This is a genomic window from Streptomyces sp. NPDC058674 (genome assembly GCF_042716505.1).
Classification (GTDB): domain Bacteria; phylum Actinomycetota; class Actinomycetes; order Streptomycetales; family Streptomycetaceae; genus Streptomyces.
Window position 1 is genome coordinate 24,859 of sequence record NZ_JBHXSC010000018.1, and the last position, 16,516, is coordinate 41,374.

Sequence of the window (16,516 nt, forward strand, 5' to 3'; positions counted from 1 at the left end):
AGATGTCAAAGGCCCCCAACCATGATCGGTTGGGGGCCTTTGTGCTGGTGGGGCTAACAGGATTTGAACCTGTGGCCTCATCCTTATCAGGGATGCGCTCTAACCAACTGAGCTATAGCCCCATCCGCGCTGCGCGCTGACTCCTGAAGATTAGCGCACAGACGCGGTAGCTCCAAAATCGGTTCTGACCGGGCGTCTGCGCAGGTCACTCGTCTTCGGCGAGCGTCAGCTCCACACCGCCGACGAAGCCCGCCGACAGGTTGTAGATGAACGAGCCGAGCGTCGCCAGCGCCGTCGCCAGCACCACGTTGATGACCGCGATCACCGACGTGAAGACCAGGACGCGCGGCAGCGACAGGAACGACTGGAGGTCGAAGCCGTTGCTCTCGTTCGACCCGGTCGCCTCGCTGATCGTGCCGCCAACGGTCGAGAAGACGCCCATGGCGTCCATGACCATCCACAGCACCACCGCGGCCACGACCGTGCAGACGCCCAGCGCGATCGACAGCAGGAAGCTGACCTTCATCACCGACCACGGGTCGGCCTTGGCCACCCGCAGCCGCGCCTTGCGCGTCCTGGGCGCCGTACGCGTCCCCGTACGCGGCGCCCGCTGCGGCGCGGCGCCCCCGCCGCCCCGCGGCGCCCCCGGGCCCGAGGGCGCCGAGGGGGCCGCGTAGGCCTGCGGCGGCTGGTAGGGCTGTGCGGTCCGCTCCTGGCCGGCTGCGGTCCCGGCGGTGCCGGTGCCCGGCCCGGCGCCCTTGGGCTGCGGTCCTCGGGTGTCCGTCACGGTTCCCCCCTGGGAGTCCGCGGCGGGGCCAGGGGCACCGTTCGCTCCAGTCTTGGCCGGTCCGGCGCCCGTGGCTCCACTCACGACTTACTCCTCGTGCTCCCCGGCCGAGGGCTCCATGCCCCCGGCAGCCTCGGCTGCCTGTCCATCGGCTGCCCCGGCCTCGATCTCTGTCTCGATCTCGTCGACCTCGTCAGCTTCCTGACCGGCCTCGGCGTTCCGAGCGATGCCGACGACGGCATCGCGCTTGCCCAGGTTGATCAGCTGGACGCCCATGGTGTCACGACCGGTCTCCCTGACTTCGTTGACGCGCGTACGAATCACACCACCGCTGAGCGTGATGGCGAGAATCTCGTCCGTTTCGTCCACCACGAGCGCTCCCACGAGCGACCCGCGGTCCTCCACGATCTTCGCGGCCTTGATGCCCAGACCACCACGACCCTGGACGCGGTACTCGTCGACCGGCGTCCGCTTGGCGTAGCCGCCGTCGGTCGCGGTGAAGACGAACGTACCGGTACGGACCACGCTCATGGACAGCAGCTCGTCGCCCGCCCGGAAACTCATGCCCTTGACGCCCGAGGTGGCGCGGCCCATCGGGCGCAGCGCGTCGTCGGTCGCCGTGAAGCGGATCGACTGCGCCTTCTTGCTGATCAGCAGCAGGTCGTCCTCGGCGGACACCAGCTCGGCACCGATCAGCTCGTCGTCGCCGCCGTCCTCCGTCTCGCGGAGGTTGATGGCGATCACACCACCCGAACGGGGCGAGTCGTAGTCCTTGAGCGCCGTCTTCTTCACCAGGCCGCCCTTGGTGGCCAGGATCAGGTAGGGCGCCGCCTCGTAGTCGCGGATCGCGAGGATCTGGGCGATCTTCTCGTCCGGCTGGAAGGCCAGCAGGTTCGCCACGTGCTGCCCGCGCGCGTCGCGGCCGGCGTCCGGCAGCTCGTACGCCTTGGACCGGTAGACGCGGCCCTTGTTCGTGAAGAAGAGCAGCCAGTGGTGCGTGGTGGAGACGAAGAAGTGGTCGACCAGGTCGTCCTGCTTCAGCTTCGTGCCGCGCACGCCCTTGCCGCCGCGCTTCTGCGAGCGGTAGTCCTCGGTCTTGGTCCGCTTGACGTAGCCGCCGTGGGTGATCGTGACGACGATGTCCTCTTCGGCGATCAGGTCCTCCATGGACATGTCGCCGTCGAAGGGGACCAGCTTGGAGCGCCGGTCGTCGCCGAACTTCTCGACGATCGCGGCCAGTTCCTCGCTGACGATCTGGCGCTGGCGCTCCTCGGAGGCCAGGATCGCGTTGTACTCGTTGATCTTGGCCTGGAGCTCGTCGTGCTCGGCGACGATCTTCTGCCGCTCCAGTGCCGCCAGGCGCCGCAGCTGCATCTCCAGGATCGCGTTCGCCTGGATCTCGTCGATCGACAGCAGGCCCATCAGGCCCTCACGGGCGATCTCGACCGTGTTGCTGCGCCGGATCAGCGCGATGACCTCGTCGATCGCGTCCAGCGCCTTGAGCAGACCGCGCAGGATGTGCGCGCGCTCCTCCGCCTTGCGCAGGCGGAACTTGGTGCGCCGGACGATGACCTCGATCTGGTGCGTCACCCAGTGGCGGATGAAGGCGTCGATCGACAGCGTGCGCGGCACGCCGTCGACCAGCGCCAGCATGTTCGCGCCGAAGTTCGTCTGCAGGTCGGTGTGCTTGTACAGGTTGTTCAGCACGACCTTGGCGACCGCGTCCCGCTTGAGGACGATGACCAGCCGCTGGCCCGTCCGCGAGGACGTCTCGTCGCGGACGTCGGCGATCCCGCCGACCTTGCCGTCCTTGACGAGGTCCGCGATCTTCTGCGCGAGGTTGTCGGGGTTGGTCTGGTACGGGAGCTCCGTGACCACCAGGCACTGGCGGTTCTGGATCTCCTCGACCTCCACCACCGCGCGCATCGTGATGGAGCCGCGCCCGGTCCGGTACGCCTCCTCGATGCCCTTGCGGCCCACGACGAGGGCGCCCGAGGGGAAGTCGGGGCCCTTGATCCGCTCGATGAGCGCGTCCTGGAGCTCCTCGTGCGAGGCCTGCGGGTGCTCCAGCGCCCACTGGGCGCCGGCCGCGACCTCGCGGAGGTTGTGCGGCGGGATGTTGGTGGCCATGCCGACCGCGATGCCGGCGCTGCCGTTGACCAGCAGGTTCGGGAAGCGCGCCGGCAGGACCGTCGGCTCCTGGTTGCGGCCGTCGTAGTTGTCCGTGAAGTCGACGGTCTCCTCGTCGATGTCCCGGAGCATCTCCATGGCCAGCGGCATCAGCTTGCACTCGGTGTAGCGCATCGCGGCGGCCGGGTCGTTGCCCGGGGAGCCGAAGTTGCCGTTGCTGTCCACCAGCGGCATGCGCAGCGACCACGGCTGGGCCAGGCGGACCAGGGCGTCGTAGATCGAGGAGTCGCCGTGCGGGTGGTAGGTGCCCATGACGTCGCCGACGACGCGGGCACACTTGTAGAAGCCCTTCTCGGGCCGGTACCCGCCGTCGTACATCGCGTACAGCACCCGGCGGTGGACCGGCTTGAGGCCGTCCCGCACGTCGGGCAGGGCGCGCGAGACGATGACGGACATCGCGTAGTCGAGGTAGGAGCGCTGCATCTCCGTCTCGAGCCCGACGGGCTCGATCCGCATCACCGGCTGCTCCTCCGCGGAATTCTCGGCGGTGGGAGTGGTTTCGTCGGCCATTGCTGGTCAGAAGTCCTTTCAAGCAGTCAGCTGAGCCGACTCAGATGTCGAGGAAGCGGACGTCCTTGGCGTTGCGCTGGATGAAGGAGCGCCGGGCCTCGACGTCCTCACCCATCAGCACCGAGAACAGGTCGTCGGCCTGCGCCGCGTCGTCCAGGGTGACCTGGCCGAGCACGCGGTGGTCCACGTCCATGGTGGTGATGCGCAGTTCCTCGGCGTTCATCTCGCCCAGACCCTTGAAGCGCTGGATCGAGTCTTCCTTGATCCGCTTGCCGTTCTGCTTGCCGAGCTCCACCAGGGCGTCGCGCTCACGGTCGGAGTAGGCGTACTCGAAGTCGTCGCGGCCCCACTTGATCTTGTAGAGCGGGGGGCGCGACAGGTACACGTGCCCGGCCTCGACCAGCGGCCGCATGAAGCGGAACAGGAAGGTCAGCAGCAGGGTGTTGATGTGCTGGCCGTCGACGTCGGCGTCCGCCATCAGGATGATCTTGTGATAGCGGAGCTTCTCGATGTCGAAGTCCTCGTGCACGCCCGTGCCGAAGGCGCTGATCAGCGCCTGGACCTCGGTGTTCTGGAGGATCTTGTCGATGCGGGCCTTCTCGACGTTCAGGATCTTGCCGCGGATGGGCAGGATGGCCTGGTACATCGGGTTGCGGCCGGACTTCGCGGAGCCGCCGGCCGAGTCGCCCTCGACGATGAAGATCTCGCACTTGGTCGGGTCGTTCGACTGGCAGTCGGACAGCTTGCCCGGCAGCGAGGCGCTCTCCAGCAGGCCCTTGCGGCGCGTGAGGTCGCGGGCCTTGCGGGCCGCGACGCGCGCCGTGGCCGCCTGGATCGACTTGCGGATGATGTCCGCGGCCTCGTTCGGGTTGCGGTCGAACCAGTCGTTCAGGTGCTCGTGCACGACCTTCTGCACGAAGGTCTTGGCCTCCGTGTTGCCCAGCTTGGTCTTCGTCTGGCCCTCGAACTGCGGCTCGCCGAGCTTCACCGAGATGATCGCCGTCAGACCCTCGCGGATGTCCTCGCCGGCGAGGTTGTCGTCCTTCTCCCGCAGGAACTTCTTCTCGCGCGCGTAGCGGTTGACCAGACCGGTCATCGCCGCGCGGAAGCCCTCCTCGTGGGTACCGCCCTCGTGCGTGTGGATCGTGTTCGCGAAGGAGTAGACCCCCTCCGTGTACTGCGAGTTCCACTGCATCGCGATCTGGACCGAGAGCATGCGCTCCTTGTCCTCGGCCTCGACGTCGATGACGGTCGGGTGGATGAGCTCGCCCTTGCGCGAGTTCAGGTACTTCACGAAGTCGACGATGCCGCCCTCGTAGTGGTACTTCACCGTGCGCGCGGGGGGCTCGGCCGCGTCGGCGTCCGGGTCGTCGGCGCCGACGGTGGCCTTCGCCGACTCGCGCTCGTCCGTCAGCGTCAGGGTCAGGCCCTTGTTGAGGAAGGCCATCTCCTGGAAGCGGCGCGACAGCGTCTCGAAGGAGTACTCGGTCGTCTCGAAGATGTCCGGGTCGGCCCAGAACGTGACCGAGGTGCCGGTCTCGGCCGTCTCCTCGTTCTTGGCGAGGGCCGCCGTCGGGGCGCCGAGCTTGTACTCCTGGGTCCAGCGGAAGCCGTCACGCCGGACCTCGACCCCGACCCTCGTCGACAGGGCGTTCACCACGGAGACGCCCACGCCGTGCAGGCCGCCGGAGACGGCGTAGCCGCCGCCGCCGAACTTTCCGCCCGCGTGCAGGACGGTCAGCACGACCTCGACGGCCGGCTTGCCCTCGGACGGGACGATGTCGACCGGGATGCCCCGGCCGTTGTCGACGACCTTGACCCCGCCGTCGGCGAGGATCGTCACGTCGATGGTGTCCGCGTGGCCGGCCAGCGCCTCGTCGACGGAGTTGTCGACGACCTCGTAGACGAGGTGGTGCAGGCCGCGCTCACCCGTCGATCCGATGTACATGCCGGGCCGCTTGCGGACCGCGTCCAGGCCCTCCAGGACCTGGATGTTGCTGCCGGTATACGAAGACGCACCTGCCTCGTCGGCCGCGCCGCCGACTGTGGACTCGTTCTTGTCGTTGGGGTTGCCGGAATCGGCCACGAAGCGCCCTTTCTGGCACAGCACAGGCCGTACTCCGGGCCAGCAGGCATGCAAGCGGGAGCGGCTGCGTCGAATCTGCGTTGTCAGCGTGGGTAAAGCAGATCCCGCAAACGGGCGGGATTCGCTTCAGTCTACCGGTACCGCCGACATGAATGGGGGTTTGCCGGTACCTGAGTCCGCATGTGCCGCCCTGAACCTCCTCTCTCCGACTCCCCATATCCGGAGAGGGGCCCAAAGAGGCTCACGCGGGCACCCAGCGCTTCGGCCTGTCAACCTCCCGCTACCGTGAGGGACACCACCCACGGCCACCGCGACTCCGCCCCGGCCGGACCCCGGGCGACTCCGGCCCCGCCCGCCTCCGGGGCCCGGCGGGGCACGGGCGGCTCCAGTCCCGCCGGCGTGCGGGGCGCGGGGTCCGGGGCGGAGCCCGGGTGCCGGCTCGGCCGGGCTGCCCGCACGGCGCCCGCCGACCGGCAGCCCGCCCCCACCGGCCCCGGATCAGCCGTACGTGTCTCCCGGCCCCGTACTGCCCGGCGCGCGCCACGCCCCGTACCGCTTCGGCCGCCCGCCCGGGCCCTGCACCTTGATCATCCGTACCGTGCCCTGCCCGAGGTCCGCGTTCAACCGCGCGACCAGCTGCGGGGCCAGCAGCTTCAGCTGCGCCGCCCACGCCGAGGAGTCGCACCGCACGACCAGTTCACGGTCCTCGTACCGCTCCGGTTCACAGTGCGCCGCGATCTCCGGCCCGACGATCTCCGGCCAGCGCTCCATCACGCCCGCGACCGCCATCGGCATCTCCCAGCCGCGCTCCGTCCGCAGCCGGTCCAGCGCCGCCATCAACGGCATCGGGTCCCGCCCGTCCGCCCGGGCGCCCGAGCGCAGCCCCGGCTGCTGCTGCCGCCTGCGGCCGCCGCCCGCCGCGTTGCCCCGGGCCCGCGCCTGCTCCCGCGCCGCCGCCAGCGCCTGGCGGGCCAGGTCCACACCGGAGGACTCCGCGGGCCTGCGCGGCTCCCGGCCCTCTCCGGGACCGGGGCCCTTCACCTGATCGTTCACAACCGGGTCACCTCACCGCCGGACACTCCGAACCGCGCTCCCACCAGCACGCCCGGAACGTCATCGTCCACAGCCGCCGTCACCAGTACCTGCTCACCCGGGGCCACCAGCTCCGCCAGCCGCTCCCGGCGCCGGGTGTCCAGCTCCGCGAAGACGTCGTCGAGGATGAGCACCGGCTCGGCCCCCTCGGAGCGCAACAGCTCGTAGGAGGCCAGCCGCAGGGCCAGCGCGTACGACCACGACTCCCCGTGGCTCGCGTAGCCCTTCGCCGGGAGCTCGCCCAGGCGCAGCAGCACGTCGTCGCGGTGCGGGCCGACCAGCGTCACCCCGCGCTCGATCTCCTGCTTGCGCACCTCGGCCAGGGCCGCGAGGAGCACCTCGTACAGCGCCTCGCGGGTGCGCGCGGCGCCGCTGTCCACCGGCTCGCCCGCCGAGGACCTGTACGCCAGGCCGAGCGGGCCGCCGCCGGGCGCGAGCTGCTCGTACGCCTTGTCGGCCAGCGGCAGCAGCGTCGCGATCAGGTCCAGGCGCTGCGCCAGCAGCTCCGCGCCCGCGCGCGCCAGGTGCTGGTCCCACACGTCGAGGGTGGACAGGTCCATGGAGCGGCCGCCGTGCCGGCGGGCCATGGCCGCCGACTTGAGCAGGGTGTTCCGCTGCTTGAGCACCCGTTCGTAGTCGGAGCGGACGGCCGCCATCCGGGGCGAGCGCGCCGTGACCAGCTCGTCCAGGAAGCGGCGCCGCTCGCCCGGGTCGCCCTTCACCAGGGCCAGGTCCTCCGGCGCGAACAGCACCGTCCGTACGATCCCCAGCACGTCCCGCGGCCGGACCTGCGAGGAGCGGTTGATCCGGGCCCGGTTGGCCCGCCCGGGGTTCAGTTCCAGCTCCACCAGCTGCTGCCGCTCGCCCTGGGTGAGGGCCGCGCGGATGATCGCCCGGTCCGCGCCCATGCGGACGAGCGGGGCGTCGGAGGAGACCCGGTGGCTGCCGAGCGTCGACAGGTAGCCGATCGCCTCGACGAGATTGGTCTTGCCCTGACCGTTGGGGCCCACGAAGGCGGTGACGCCCGGGTCGAGGGGCACCTCGGCCCGGGCGTACGAGCGGAAGTCGGCCAGCGAGAGATGCGAGACATGCATACGGCGCCGACCTCCCCCGGCTTCCTGCTGCTCTGTGGTGCTGTGGTGCTGCGGGGCTACTTCTTCTCGACCGCGTGGCCGCCGAACTGGTTGCGCAGGGCCGCGATCATCTTCATCTGCGGGGAGTCGTCCTGGCGCGACGCGAACCGCGCAAAGAGGGAAGCGGTGATCGCCGGCAGCGGCACGGCGTTGTCGATCGCGGCCTCCACCGTCCAGCGGCCCTCGCCCGAGTCCTGCGCGAAGCCCCGCAGCCGCTCCAGGTGCTCGTCCTCGTCGAGGGCGTTCACGGCCAGGTCCAGCAGCCAGGAGCGGATGACCGTCCCCTCCTGCCAGGAGCGGAAGACCTCGCGGACGTCGGTCACCGAGTCCACCTTCTCCAGCAGCTCCCAGCCCTCGGCGTAGGCCTGCATCATGGCGTACTCGATGCCGTTGTGGACCATCTTCGCGAAGTGCCCGGCGCCGACCTTGCCGGCGTGCACGGCGCCGAAGTCGCCCTCGGGCTTGAGGGCGTCGAAGACCGGCTGGACGCGGGCCACGTCGTCCGCCGCGCCGCCGTACATGAGGGCGTAGCCGTTCTCCAGGCCCCAGACGCCGCCGGAGACGCCGCAGTCGACGAAGCCGATGCCCTTGGCGGCGAGCTCGCCCGCGTGCTTCTCGTCGTCGGTCCAGCGCGAGTTGCCGCCGTCGACGACGACGTCGCCCGGCGCGAGGAGCTCCGCGAGCTCGTCGACGGTGGACTGGGTCGCCGCGCCCGCCGGGACCATCACCCACACCACGCGGGGGGCCTGCAGGCTGTCCACGAGTTCCCGCAGGCTGTGGACGTCGGCGAGGTCCGGGTTGCGGTCGTATCCGATGACGGTGTGGCCTGCGCGGCGAATGCGCTCGCGCATGTTGCCGCCCATCTTGCCGAGACCGACGAGACCAAGCTCCATCAGGTGGTTCCTTAAGCGTTGTGGCCGTCTGTGCCGGGGGTCTCCTGCTTCCCCGAGACACCCCAGGCCCCCGAGCCTACGCCGGGAGCCGCGGCCCGGCTCCACGGGGCGCGTGGGGCGCCCGACGCGGACGGGCCCGGCTCCGCGAACCGCGAAACCGGGCCTGAGCTGCGAGGGGTCAGCCGGAGAGGCGGACGGGCATGATCAGGTACTTGTAGGCCTCGTCCGCTTCGGCGTCCACCGCGGGACGGCCGCTGAGCAGCGCCGGCTTGGTCGACGTGGTGAAGCTGAGCTGGGCGGCGGGCGAGTCGATCGCGCTCAGCCCGTCCAGCAGGAAGGTCGGGTTGAAGGCGATCGAGATGTCGTCGCCCTCCAGCGTGGCGTCGACGCGCTCCACAGCCTGTGCGTCGTCGCTGGAGCCGGCCTCCAGGATCAGCACGCCCTGCTCGAAGCTCAGCCGGACCGGGGTGTTGCGCTCGGCGACCAGGGCCACGCGCTTGACGGCCTCGACGAACGGGGCGGTCTCGATCACCGCGACGGAGTTGAACTCGGTCGGGAAGAGCGTGCGGTACTTGGGCAGGTCGCCTTCCAGGAGGCGGGTGGTGGTGCGGCGGCCGGCGCCCTCGAAACCGATCAGGCCCTCACCCTGGCCGGAGCCGGACAGGGCCAGGGTGACGGTGTCACCGCTGGTCAGGGACTTGGCGGTGTCCAGCAGGGTCTTCGCGGGCACCAGGGCCACGGCGGAGGCCGCGGGGTCCTCGGGCTTCCACAGGAACTCGCGGACGGCGAAGCGGTAGCGGTCGGTGGAAGCGAGGGTGACGCGGTCGCCCTCGATCTCGATGCGGACACCGGTCAGCACGGGCAGCGTGTCGTCGCGGCCAGCGGCGATGGCGACCTGGGCGGCGGCGGAGGCGAAGACCTCACCGGGCACGGTGCCGGTCGCGGTCGGCATCTGCGGCAGCGCCGGGTACTCCTCCACAGGCAGGGTGTGGAGTGTGAACCGCGAGGAGCCGCAGACCACGGTCGCCCGTACACCGTCTGTGGAAATCTCCACCGGGCGGTTGGGCAGGGCGCGGCAGATGTCGGCGAGCAGCCGGCCGGAGACCAGGACGGTGCCGTCCTCCTCGACGTCGGCCTCGACGGAGACCCGGGCCGAGACCTCGTAGTCGAAGCCGGAGAGGCTCAGCTTGCCCTCCTCGGCCTTCAGCAGCAGGCCCGCGAGGACGGGCACCGGCGGCCGGGCCGGGAGGCTGCGGGCCGCCCAAGCCACCGCCTCCGCGAGTACGTCGCGCTCCACCCGGATCTTCACCGGAACCGCCTCCTGCTGTTGCTCGCTCGTCTGCCGGCCTTCGTCGTCGGCTCGTCGATGCCTCGACCGATGCCGGGGACCAGTCTGACGTACGGCGCCGACAGTCGCTGCGGTCGGCGGTCAAGTCGGGAGCGAGGCGGCGGAGAGGCCGCCCACCGAGTTGTGCACAGGACCTGCTTGAAAACCGAATCCGAGCTAACTCTCTATGGGGGTAGTAGTAGGGCCTGTGGATACAGTGGATAACACCGTATGGGCAGGTCAGCCCGCGTTTTTTATCCACCGCGCCTGTGGGCGGCACCGGTGGACAACACGGTGTCGCTGTGGAGAACGAAAAGTTCTGCACAGCCCGTCCCCAGGAGACCCCGACTACTCCACAGGTGTGTCCCCAGCTTTCCCCCGGTACTCCACAACCCAAACGTCTACTTCCGTGTGACCGCTTTCACTCGCGGCGGTGACGGGGGGTGGCGCGTTGCCGAACAGTGGACAACGGTGTGGAGAAGTCCTCGGAACCTGTGCACAGGGGGTGCGAACCTGTGGGCTGCCGGTGGACAGAGGCGTGCACAGCCCTGTGGACGAAATATCTGTCCACAGCCTGTGGACAGGGGTTGCGCACAATTCCACAGGGGGCTGACCTGCCCTGATGGACCCTCACCCGGCACCCCTGTGGACAGATTGTGGGTGAAGGAACGCGTCCCCAGGCTGTGGACGGAAGAAAGTCCGGGAATCTGTGGATGACTTGCTCCGCGGGGGGCGTATTCGAACAGGTCAGGGGCGTGCGACCGAAGAAGGGCGCCCCCGTTGTGGACCGGGAGCGCCCTCTGCGTGCGTGTGAAGGGGTCCTGAAGCGGCCCCTGACGGGCCGGCTCAGGCGTTCTTGATGCGGTTGGTGAGCTCCGTGACCTGGTTGTAGATGGAGCGCCGTTCGGCCATCAGGGCGCGGATCTTGCGGTCCGCGTGCATGACGGTGGTGTGGTCCCGGCCGCCGAACTGGGCCCCGATCTTGGGCAGCGACAGGTCGGTCAGCTCCCGGCACAGGTACATGGCGATCTGCCGGGCGGTGACCAGGACCCGGCTGCGGGAGGACCCGCAGAGGTCGTCGACGGTCAGGCCGAAGTAGTCCGCGGTGGCCGCCATGATGTCGGAGGCCGTGATCTCGGGAGCGCTGTCCTCGCCGCCGGGGATGAGGTTCTTGAGGACGTCCTCGGTGAGGCCCAGGTCGACCGGCTGCCGGTTCAGGCTCGCGAAGGCCGTCACCCGGATCAGCGCCCCCTCCAGCTCGCGGATGTTGCGCGAGATGCGGGAGGCGATGAACTCCAGTACCTCCGGCGGGGCGTTCAGCTGCTCCTGGACGGCCTTCTTGCGCAGGATCGCGATCCGGGTCTCCAGCTCCGGGGGCTGGACGTCGGTGATCAGGCCCCACTCGAAGCGGTTGCGCAGCCGGTCCTCCAGGGTGACCAGCTGCTTGGGCGGCCGGTCCGAGGAGAGGACGATCTGCTTGTTGGCGTTGTGGAGCGTGTTGAAGGTGTGGAAGAACTCCTCCTGCGTCGACTCCTTGCTCGCGAGGAACTGGATGTCGTCGACCAGCAGGATGTCCATCTCGCGGTAGCGCTTGCGGAAGGCGTCGCCCTTGCCGTCGCGGATGGAGTTGATGAACTCGTTGGTGAACTCCTCGGAGCTCACGTACCGCACGCGGGTGCCGGGGTACAGGCTCCGGGCGTAGTGCCCGATGGCGTGCAGCAGGTGCGTCTTGCCGAGGCCGGACTCCCCGTAGATGAAGAGCGGGTTGTACGCCTTGGCGGGGGCCTCGGCGACGGCGACCGCGGCGGCGTGGGCGAAGCGGTTGGAGGCGCCGATGACGAAGGTGTCGAAGAGGTACTTGGGGTTCAGCCGGGCGGTCGGCTCCGGCGGGCCCGAGGACGAGCCGCCGGACGGCGGCGCCGCGGGCCGGCCCGGGGCCTGGCGCTGCTGGGGCTGCTCGTACTTCTGCTGCTCGTACTGACGGGACTGGTGAGGCTGCTGGGACTCGTACGGGGACTGCTCGTACTTCTGCTGCTCGTAGGAGCCCTGGTCGTACCCGGACGGCTCCGGCTGCTGGAGGTAGCCCGGCTGCGGGGAGGCGTACGGGTCGCGCTCGGGAAAGCCCCCGAGGCGGGGCTGCTGCCAGCCGTAGTCGTCCTGCTGGCCGCCCCGGGGCCAGGAGCCGGGCTCGGGGCGCGGCTGCTGGTAGTCCGGGTAGGCGGGGCGGGCCGTGGGGAGCTGGTCGTCGGAGGGGCCGCCGCCGGGGCGCTGGCCGCCGTAGGGCTCGTACGCGTCGCGCTGCTGGGCGGGCGGGGCCGGGTGCGAGGGCTCGCCGGCGGAGTCGTCCACGGTGATGGCGATCCGGATGGGGCGGCCGCACTCCCGGCTGAGCGCATCACTGATCAGCGGGGCGAGCCGGCCCTCGAGGACCCGCTTCCCCCACTCGTTGGGGACGGCCAGCAGCGCGGTGTCGGCGACGAGCGCGAGGGGCTGGCAGCGCTCCACCCACTGCTTGTCCTTGGGCTCGATGCCCGGCTGTCCCTCCCCGAGGAGCTTTTCGAGCACCCTTGGCCACACTGCGGCAAGATCGGCAGGTACGTCAGCCACAGAGCACGCTCTCTCACAGGGGGTCCCACGAATGTGTGGTTCTTTGGGACGGTCGGGACAAAAAATCCGGGGTCGGACAACGGTAGTCAGGGCGACGGGTACGGTTCAAGTCGTTGTCCACAGCCTGTGCACAGTGTGGGGCACCGTCGGCTCGGTTTGACCGGATGGCGTAGCCGCGCGTACCGTAACGAGGTCGAGTTGTCGATGGCTGCTGCCGCCTGCCTACCGATGGGCGAAGATCACTGATCGTGGTCATGTAGCGGTGCCACTCGGGCGTACACGCGAGTTTCCTCGTGGGCGCACGGTGACAGCCAGGCGATGTCCCGCCACAACGATTCATTCTCTGGAGCCCCCGAGTGAGCAAGCGCACCTTCCAGCCGAACAACCGCCGTCGTGCCAAGACCCACGGCTTCCGTCTCCGGATGCGTACCCGTGCCGGTCGCGCGATCCTGGCGAACCGCCGTGGCAAGGGCCGCGCAGCCCTTTCCGCGTAACCAACAACGCAGGTCGTGACGTCGTGCTGTCTCCCGAAAATCGGCTGAGGCGGCGCGAGGACTTCGCGAGCGCGGTACGCCGAGGGCGCCGGGCCGGTCGCCCGCTCCTCGTCGTTCACCTACGTACAAGCGGTGCAACGGACCCGCACGAGCCGGGGGAGATCGATCCCTCGACGCGTGCGGGTTTCGTCGTCAGCAAGGCCGTCGGCATCGCCGTCGTCCGCAACAAGGTGAAGCGCCGTCTGCGCCATCTCATCCGGGACCGGCTCACCCAGCTGCCCCCCGGTAGCCTGGTGGTGGTACGTGCGTTGCCCGGAGCGGGTGACGCCGGCCCCGAGGAACTGGCCCGGGACCTGGATGCCGCTCTGACGCGGCTCCTGGGAGGCGTGGCTCGATGAAGTACCCGCTGCTCGCTTTGATCAAGCTGTACCAGTGGACCATCAGTCCGCTGCTCGGCCCGGTGTGCCGTTACTACCCGTCGTGCTCGCACTACGGGTACGCGGCCATCGACCGGCATGGTGCGGTGAAGGGGACGGTCCTGACCGCCTGGCGGATCCTGCGGTGCAATCCGTGGTCCCCGGGCGGTGTGGATCACGTCCCACCCCGTAAACGCCCGCGTTGGCACGAGCAGCTGCGCAGTGCGTTGCGTAGATCTCGCAATGCTCAAGGAGCCTGATTAGTGGACACGATTGCCGGTCTGTTCAGCTTTATCACCACACCCGTCTCGTGGATCATCGTCCAATTCCACAGCATCTACGGCGCGGCCTTCGGTGCGGACAGTGGGTGGGCCTGGGGCCTGTCCATCGTGTCCTTGGTGATCTTGATCCGTATCTGCCTGATCCCGCTCTTCGTGAAGCAGATCAAGTCGACGCGTGGCATGCAGGCGCTCCAGCCGAAGATGAAGGCGATCCAGGAGCGCTACAAGAACGACAAGCAGCGCCAGTCCGAAGAGATGATGAAGCTGTACAAGGAGACGGGTACCAACCCGCTCTCCTCGTGCCTTCCCATCCTGGCGCAGTCCCCGTTCTTCTTCGCGCTCTACCACGTGCTGTCGAGCATCGCCAGCGGTAAGACCGTCGGTGTCATCGACCAGCCGCTGCTGGAGAGCGCCCGCCAGGCGCACATCTTCGGAGCCCCGCTCGCGGCCAAGTTCACGGACAGTGCGGAGAAGGTCGCGGCGCTGGACGCCTCGATCACCGACGTGCGCATCGTCACCGCCATCATGATCATCCTGATGTCGCTGTCGCAGTTCTACACGCAGCGCCAGTTGATGCAGAAGAACGTCGACCTGTCGGTCAAGACGCCGTTCATGCAGCAGCAGAAGATGCTGATGTACATCTTCCCGCTGATCTTCGCGGTGATGGGCATCAACTTCCCCGTCGGTGTCCTCGTCTACTGGCTGACCACGAACGTCTGGACCATGGGTCAGCAGATGTACGTGATCAACCAGAACCCGACGCCGGGCAGCAAGGCGCAGGACCAGTACCTGACGCGCCTGCTGAAGCACATCAGCTCGCACGGAGACGTCAGGGGCCGGGGCAAGAAGAAGGTCGTCGCGGCGATCGTGGCCAAGGGCCCGGACCGCAACGACAACGAGCGCAAGTTCATCACGGCTTTGACGAAGCAGGGCTTGGCGGCCCAGGCGGACGGCTCCGTGATCAAGAGTTCCGAAGCCACGGCGGAGTCGGATGCGGCGAGCGGTGGTGCCGCGAAGCGGCAGCAGCCGAAGCGGCAGTCGAAGTCGCAGCGCCAGACGCCCAGCAAGCCCTCATCCAAGAAGTAAGAAGGAGCCCCTCCCGTGACGGAAGGCACCACCACCGCCGCCGCTGAGGGTGGCGACACCCTGACCCGCCTGGAGCAGGAGGGCGAGATCGCGGCCGACTACCTCGAAGGTCTGCTGGACATCGCCGACCTGGACGGCGACATCGACATGGACGTCGAGGCCGACCGGGCCGCGGTGTCGATCGTCAGCGACTTGGCCGGCCGTGACCTGAGCAAGCTCGTGGGGCGCGACGGTGAGGTCCTGGAGGCCCTGCAGGAGCTGACCCGTCTCGCCGTGCTCCGCGAGACCGGGGACCGCAGCCGGCTGATGCTGGACATCGCCGGGTTCCGGGCGAAGAAGCGCGAGGAGCTGGCGGTCCTTGGCGCCCAGGCGGCCTCGGACGTGAAGGCGTCCGGCGAGCCCCTGAAGCTGGCTCCGATGACCCCGTTCGAGCGGAAGGTCGTCCACGACGCGGTGGCGGCCGCGGGTCTGCGCAGCGAGTCCGAGGGCGAGGAGCCGCAGCGCTTCGTCGTCGTGCTCCCCGCCTGACCGCAGTACGCGTGCTCGGCCCCGTCTGTGTCGCAGGCGGGGCCGATGTTTGTCAGCCTGGCATGTGAACGACGCCCCATCGTGAAGACGTGGTTCCCAAGAACCATGCGGTAAGGAAGGACGGTCCCCGTGACGGAGGCAGCTGAGCTTCCCCCGGCGCCCGAAGAGGCGCGCGCGGTGTTCGGTGAGTTTTTCCCGGAAGCTGTGCGGTACGCGGAGCTGCTGGCCGATGCGGGAGTCAAGCGGGGCCTGATCGGGCCGCGCGAGGTACCGCGGCTGTGGGAGCGGCACCTGCTGAACTGCGCCGTGCTGTCGGAAGTGGTGCCCCAGAACGTCACCGTGTGTGATGTGGGCTCGGGCGCGGGTCTGCCCGGCATCCCGCTGGCCCTGGTGCGCCGCGATCTCAAGATCACGCTGCTGGAGCCGCTGCTGCGCAGGACGAACTTCCTCCAGGAGGCCGTGGAGCTGCTCGGCCTGGACCACGTGACGGTGGTGCGGGGGCGGGCCGAGGAGGTCCTGGGCAAGTTCCAGCCCGTGCACGTGGTGACGGCGCGGGCGGTTGCTCCGCTGGACCGGCTGGCCGGCTGGGGCGTGCCCCTGCTGCGTCCGTACGGGGAGATGCTGGCGCTCAAGGGCGACACGGCCGAGGAGGAGCTGGTGGCGGCGAAGACCGCGCTGACGAAGCTCGGTGTGGTGAAGACGTCGGTGCTCCAGGTGGGTGAGGGCGTCGTGGATCCGCTGTCGACGGTGGTGCGGGTGGAGGTCGGCGAAAGCCCCGGTGGGGTGAGGTTCGCGGCCAAGCGTGCCAAGGCTGCCCGGGTGGGACGGGTCCGCCGCCGCCGCTGACGGAGACGGTTCGGAAGATCCGCAGAGGTGTTTCGTCCGTGTTGGCATAGGGCTGGATTTCGGAGTGTCGCAGGGGCCGGGAGACATGGTCCGGGCATCGTGTTTCACGTGAAACGTCCCTCACTGCTGCACGGAATCATCAGCCGCGGTCGCTCGGCCACGTCCTCCCGCCACCGCAAGGACGAGAGGGGGACGGAGTTGTCCACAACGGTGGATTCATCCACAGGAGTACGGGCCCCG

General features: G+C 69.2%; 13 protein-coding genes, 1 tRNA gene and 2 pseudogenes. 6 read left to right on the plus strand and 10 right to left on the minus strand.

What is annotated here, in order from left to right:
• Positions 1-45: 45 nt before the first annotated feature.
• The 10 genes and pseudogenes from ACFWU6_RS12245 to dnaA (ACFWU6_RS12290) form a co-directional block, all read right to left on the minus strand.
• Positions 46-122 (minus strand) — tRNA-Ile (locus ACFWU6_RS12245).
• An 83-nt stretch (positions 123-205) separates the two neighbouring features.
• Complete coding sequence (locus ACFWU6_RS12250; protein WP_383980707.1) at positions 206-787, minus strand: DUF3566 domain-containing protein; 582 nt, start codon at positions 785-787, stop codon at positions 206-208.
• 87 nt (positions 788-874) lie between these two features.
• Complete coding sequence (gene gyrA, locus ACFWU6_RS12255) at positions 875-3,487, minus strand: DNA gyrase subunit A (protein WP_383800790.1); 2,613 nt, start codon at positions 3,485-3,487, stop codon at positions 875-877.
• A gap of 40 nt (positions 3,488-3,527) precedes the next feature.
• Positions 3,528-5,597 (minus strand): DNA topoisomerase (ATP-hydrolyzing) subunit B, encoded by a 2,070-nt coding sequence (gyrB, locus tag ACFWU6_RS12260; protein ID WP_383800788.1) that lies wholly within the window; start codon positions 5,595-5,597, stop codon positions 3,528-3,530.
• Between the two features lie 474 nt (positions 5,598-6,071).
• On the minus strand, positions 6,072-6,626 hold the full coding sequence (locus tag ACFWU6_RS12265; protein ID WP_383800785.1) for a DUF721 domain-containing protein: 555 nt from the start codon (positions 6,624-6,626) through the stop codon (positions 6,072-6,074).
• Positions 6,623-7,759 carry a DNA replication/repair protein RecF gene (gene recF, locus ACFWU6_RS12270; RefSeq protein ID WP_383980709.1) on the minus strand — a complete coding sequence of 379 codons (1,137 nt, stop codon included), beginning with the start codon at positions 7,757-7,759 and terminating at the stop codon, positions 6,623-6,625. Before recF ends, ACFWU6_RS12265 begins: the two co-directional genes overlap by 4 nt.
• Before the next feature lie 56 nt (positions 7,760-7,815).
• Positions 7,816-8,691 carry a phosphogluconate dehydrogenase (NAD(+)-dependent, decarboxylating) gene (gene gnd / locus ACFWU6_RS12275; RefSeq protein ID WP_383800780.1) on the minus strand — a complete coding sequence of 292 codons (876 nt, stop codon included), beginning with the start codon at positions 8,689-8,691 and terminating at the stop codon, positions 7,816-7,818.
• A gap of 178 nt (positions 8,692-8,869) precedes the next feature.
• Positions 8,870-10,000, minus strand: a complete 1,131-nt coding sequence (gene dnaN, locus ACFWU6_RS12280; RefSeq protein WP_383800778.1) for a DNA polymerase III subunit beta — start codon at positions 9,998-10,000, stop codon at positions 8,870-8,872.
• A gap of 864 nt (positions 10,001-10,864) precedes the next feature.
• A pseudogene (gene dnaA / locus ACFWU6_RS12285) lies at positions 10,865-11,953 on the minus strand (chromosomal replication initiator protein DnaA); the annotation flags it as partial.
• Between the two features lie 90 nt (positions 11,954-12,043).
• Positions 12,044-12,625: pseudogene (gene dnaA / locus ACFWU6_RS12290) on the minus strand (chromosomal replication initiator protein DnaA); the annotation flags it as partial.
• 356 nt (positions 12,626-12,981) lie between these two features.
• On the opposite strand from dnaA (ACFWU6_RS12290), the gene rpmH reads away from it, so the two are divergent.
• The 6 genes from rpmH (at position 12,982) to rsmG (ending at position 16,276) form a co-directional block, all read left to right on the plus strand.
• The gene (gene rpmH / locus ACFWU6_RS12295) at positions 12,982-13,119 is read left to right on the plus strand and encodes a 50S ribosomal protein L34 (RefSeq protein ID WP_008741645.1); all 138 of its coding nucleotides are present in this window, start codon (positions 12,982-12,984) and stop codon (positions 13,117-13,119) included.
• 23 nt (positions 13,120-13,142) lie between these two features.
• Complete coding sequence (rnpA, locus tag ACFWU6_RS12300; RefSeq protein ID WP_383980711.1) at positions 13,143-13,517, plus strand: ribonuclease P protein component; 375 nt, start codon at positions 13,143-13,145, stop codon at positions 13,515-13,517.
• The gene (gene yidD, locus ACFWU6_RS12305; protein WP_078904056.1) at positions 13,514-13,795 is read left to right on the plus strand and encodes a membrane protein insertion efficiency factor YidD; all 282 of its coding nucleotides are present in this window, start codon (positions 13,514-13,516) and stop codon (positions 13,793-13,795) included. Before rnpA ends, yidD begins: the two co-directional genes overlap by 4 nt.
• Before the next feature lie 3 nt (positions 13,796-13,798).
• Complete coding sequence (yidC, locus tag ACFWU6_RS12310; RefSeq protein ID WP_383980713.1) at positions 13,799-14,902, plus strand: membrane protein insertase YidC; 1,104 nt, start codon at positions 13,799-13,801, stop codon at positions 14,900-14,902.
• 15 nt (positions 14,903-14,917) lie between these two features.
• The gene (locus tag ACFWU6_RS12315; protein WP_383980715.1) at positions 14,918-15,430 is read left to right on the plus strand and encodes a protein jag; all 513 of its coding nucleotides are present in this window, start codon (positions 14,918-14,920) and stop codon (positions 15,428-15,430) included.
• Positions 15,431-15,559: 129 nt separating this feature from the next.
• Complete coding sequence (gene rsmG, locus ACFWU6_RS12320; protein WP_383980717.1) at positions 15,560-16,276, plus strand: 16S rRNA (guanine(527)-N(7))-methyltransferase RsmG; 717 nt, start codon at positions 15,560-15,562, stop codon at positions 16,274-16,276.
• Positions 16,277-16,516 lie beyond the last annotated feature (240 nt).

Excerpts from the sequence above, each read along its gene's own strand:
- gyrA (WP_383800790.1), bottom strand. The coding sequence starts at position 3,487 with ATGGCCGACGAAACCACTCCCACCGCCGAGAATTCCGCGGAGGAGCAG.
- recF (WP_383980709.1), bottom strand. The coding sequence starts at position 7,759 with ATGCATGTCTCGCATCTCTCGCTGGCCGACTTCCGCTCGTACGCCCGG.
- gnd (WP_383800780.1), bottom strand. The coding sequence starts at position 8,691 with ATGGAGCTTGGTCTCGTCGGTCTCGGCAAGATGGGCGGCAACATGCGC.
- yidD (WP_078904056.1), top strand. The coding sequence starts at position 13,514 with ATGAAGTACCCGCTGCTCGCTTTGATCAAGCTGTACCAGTGGACCATC.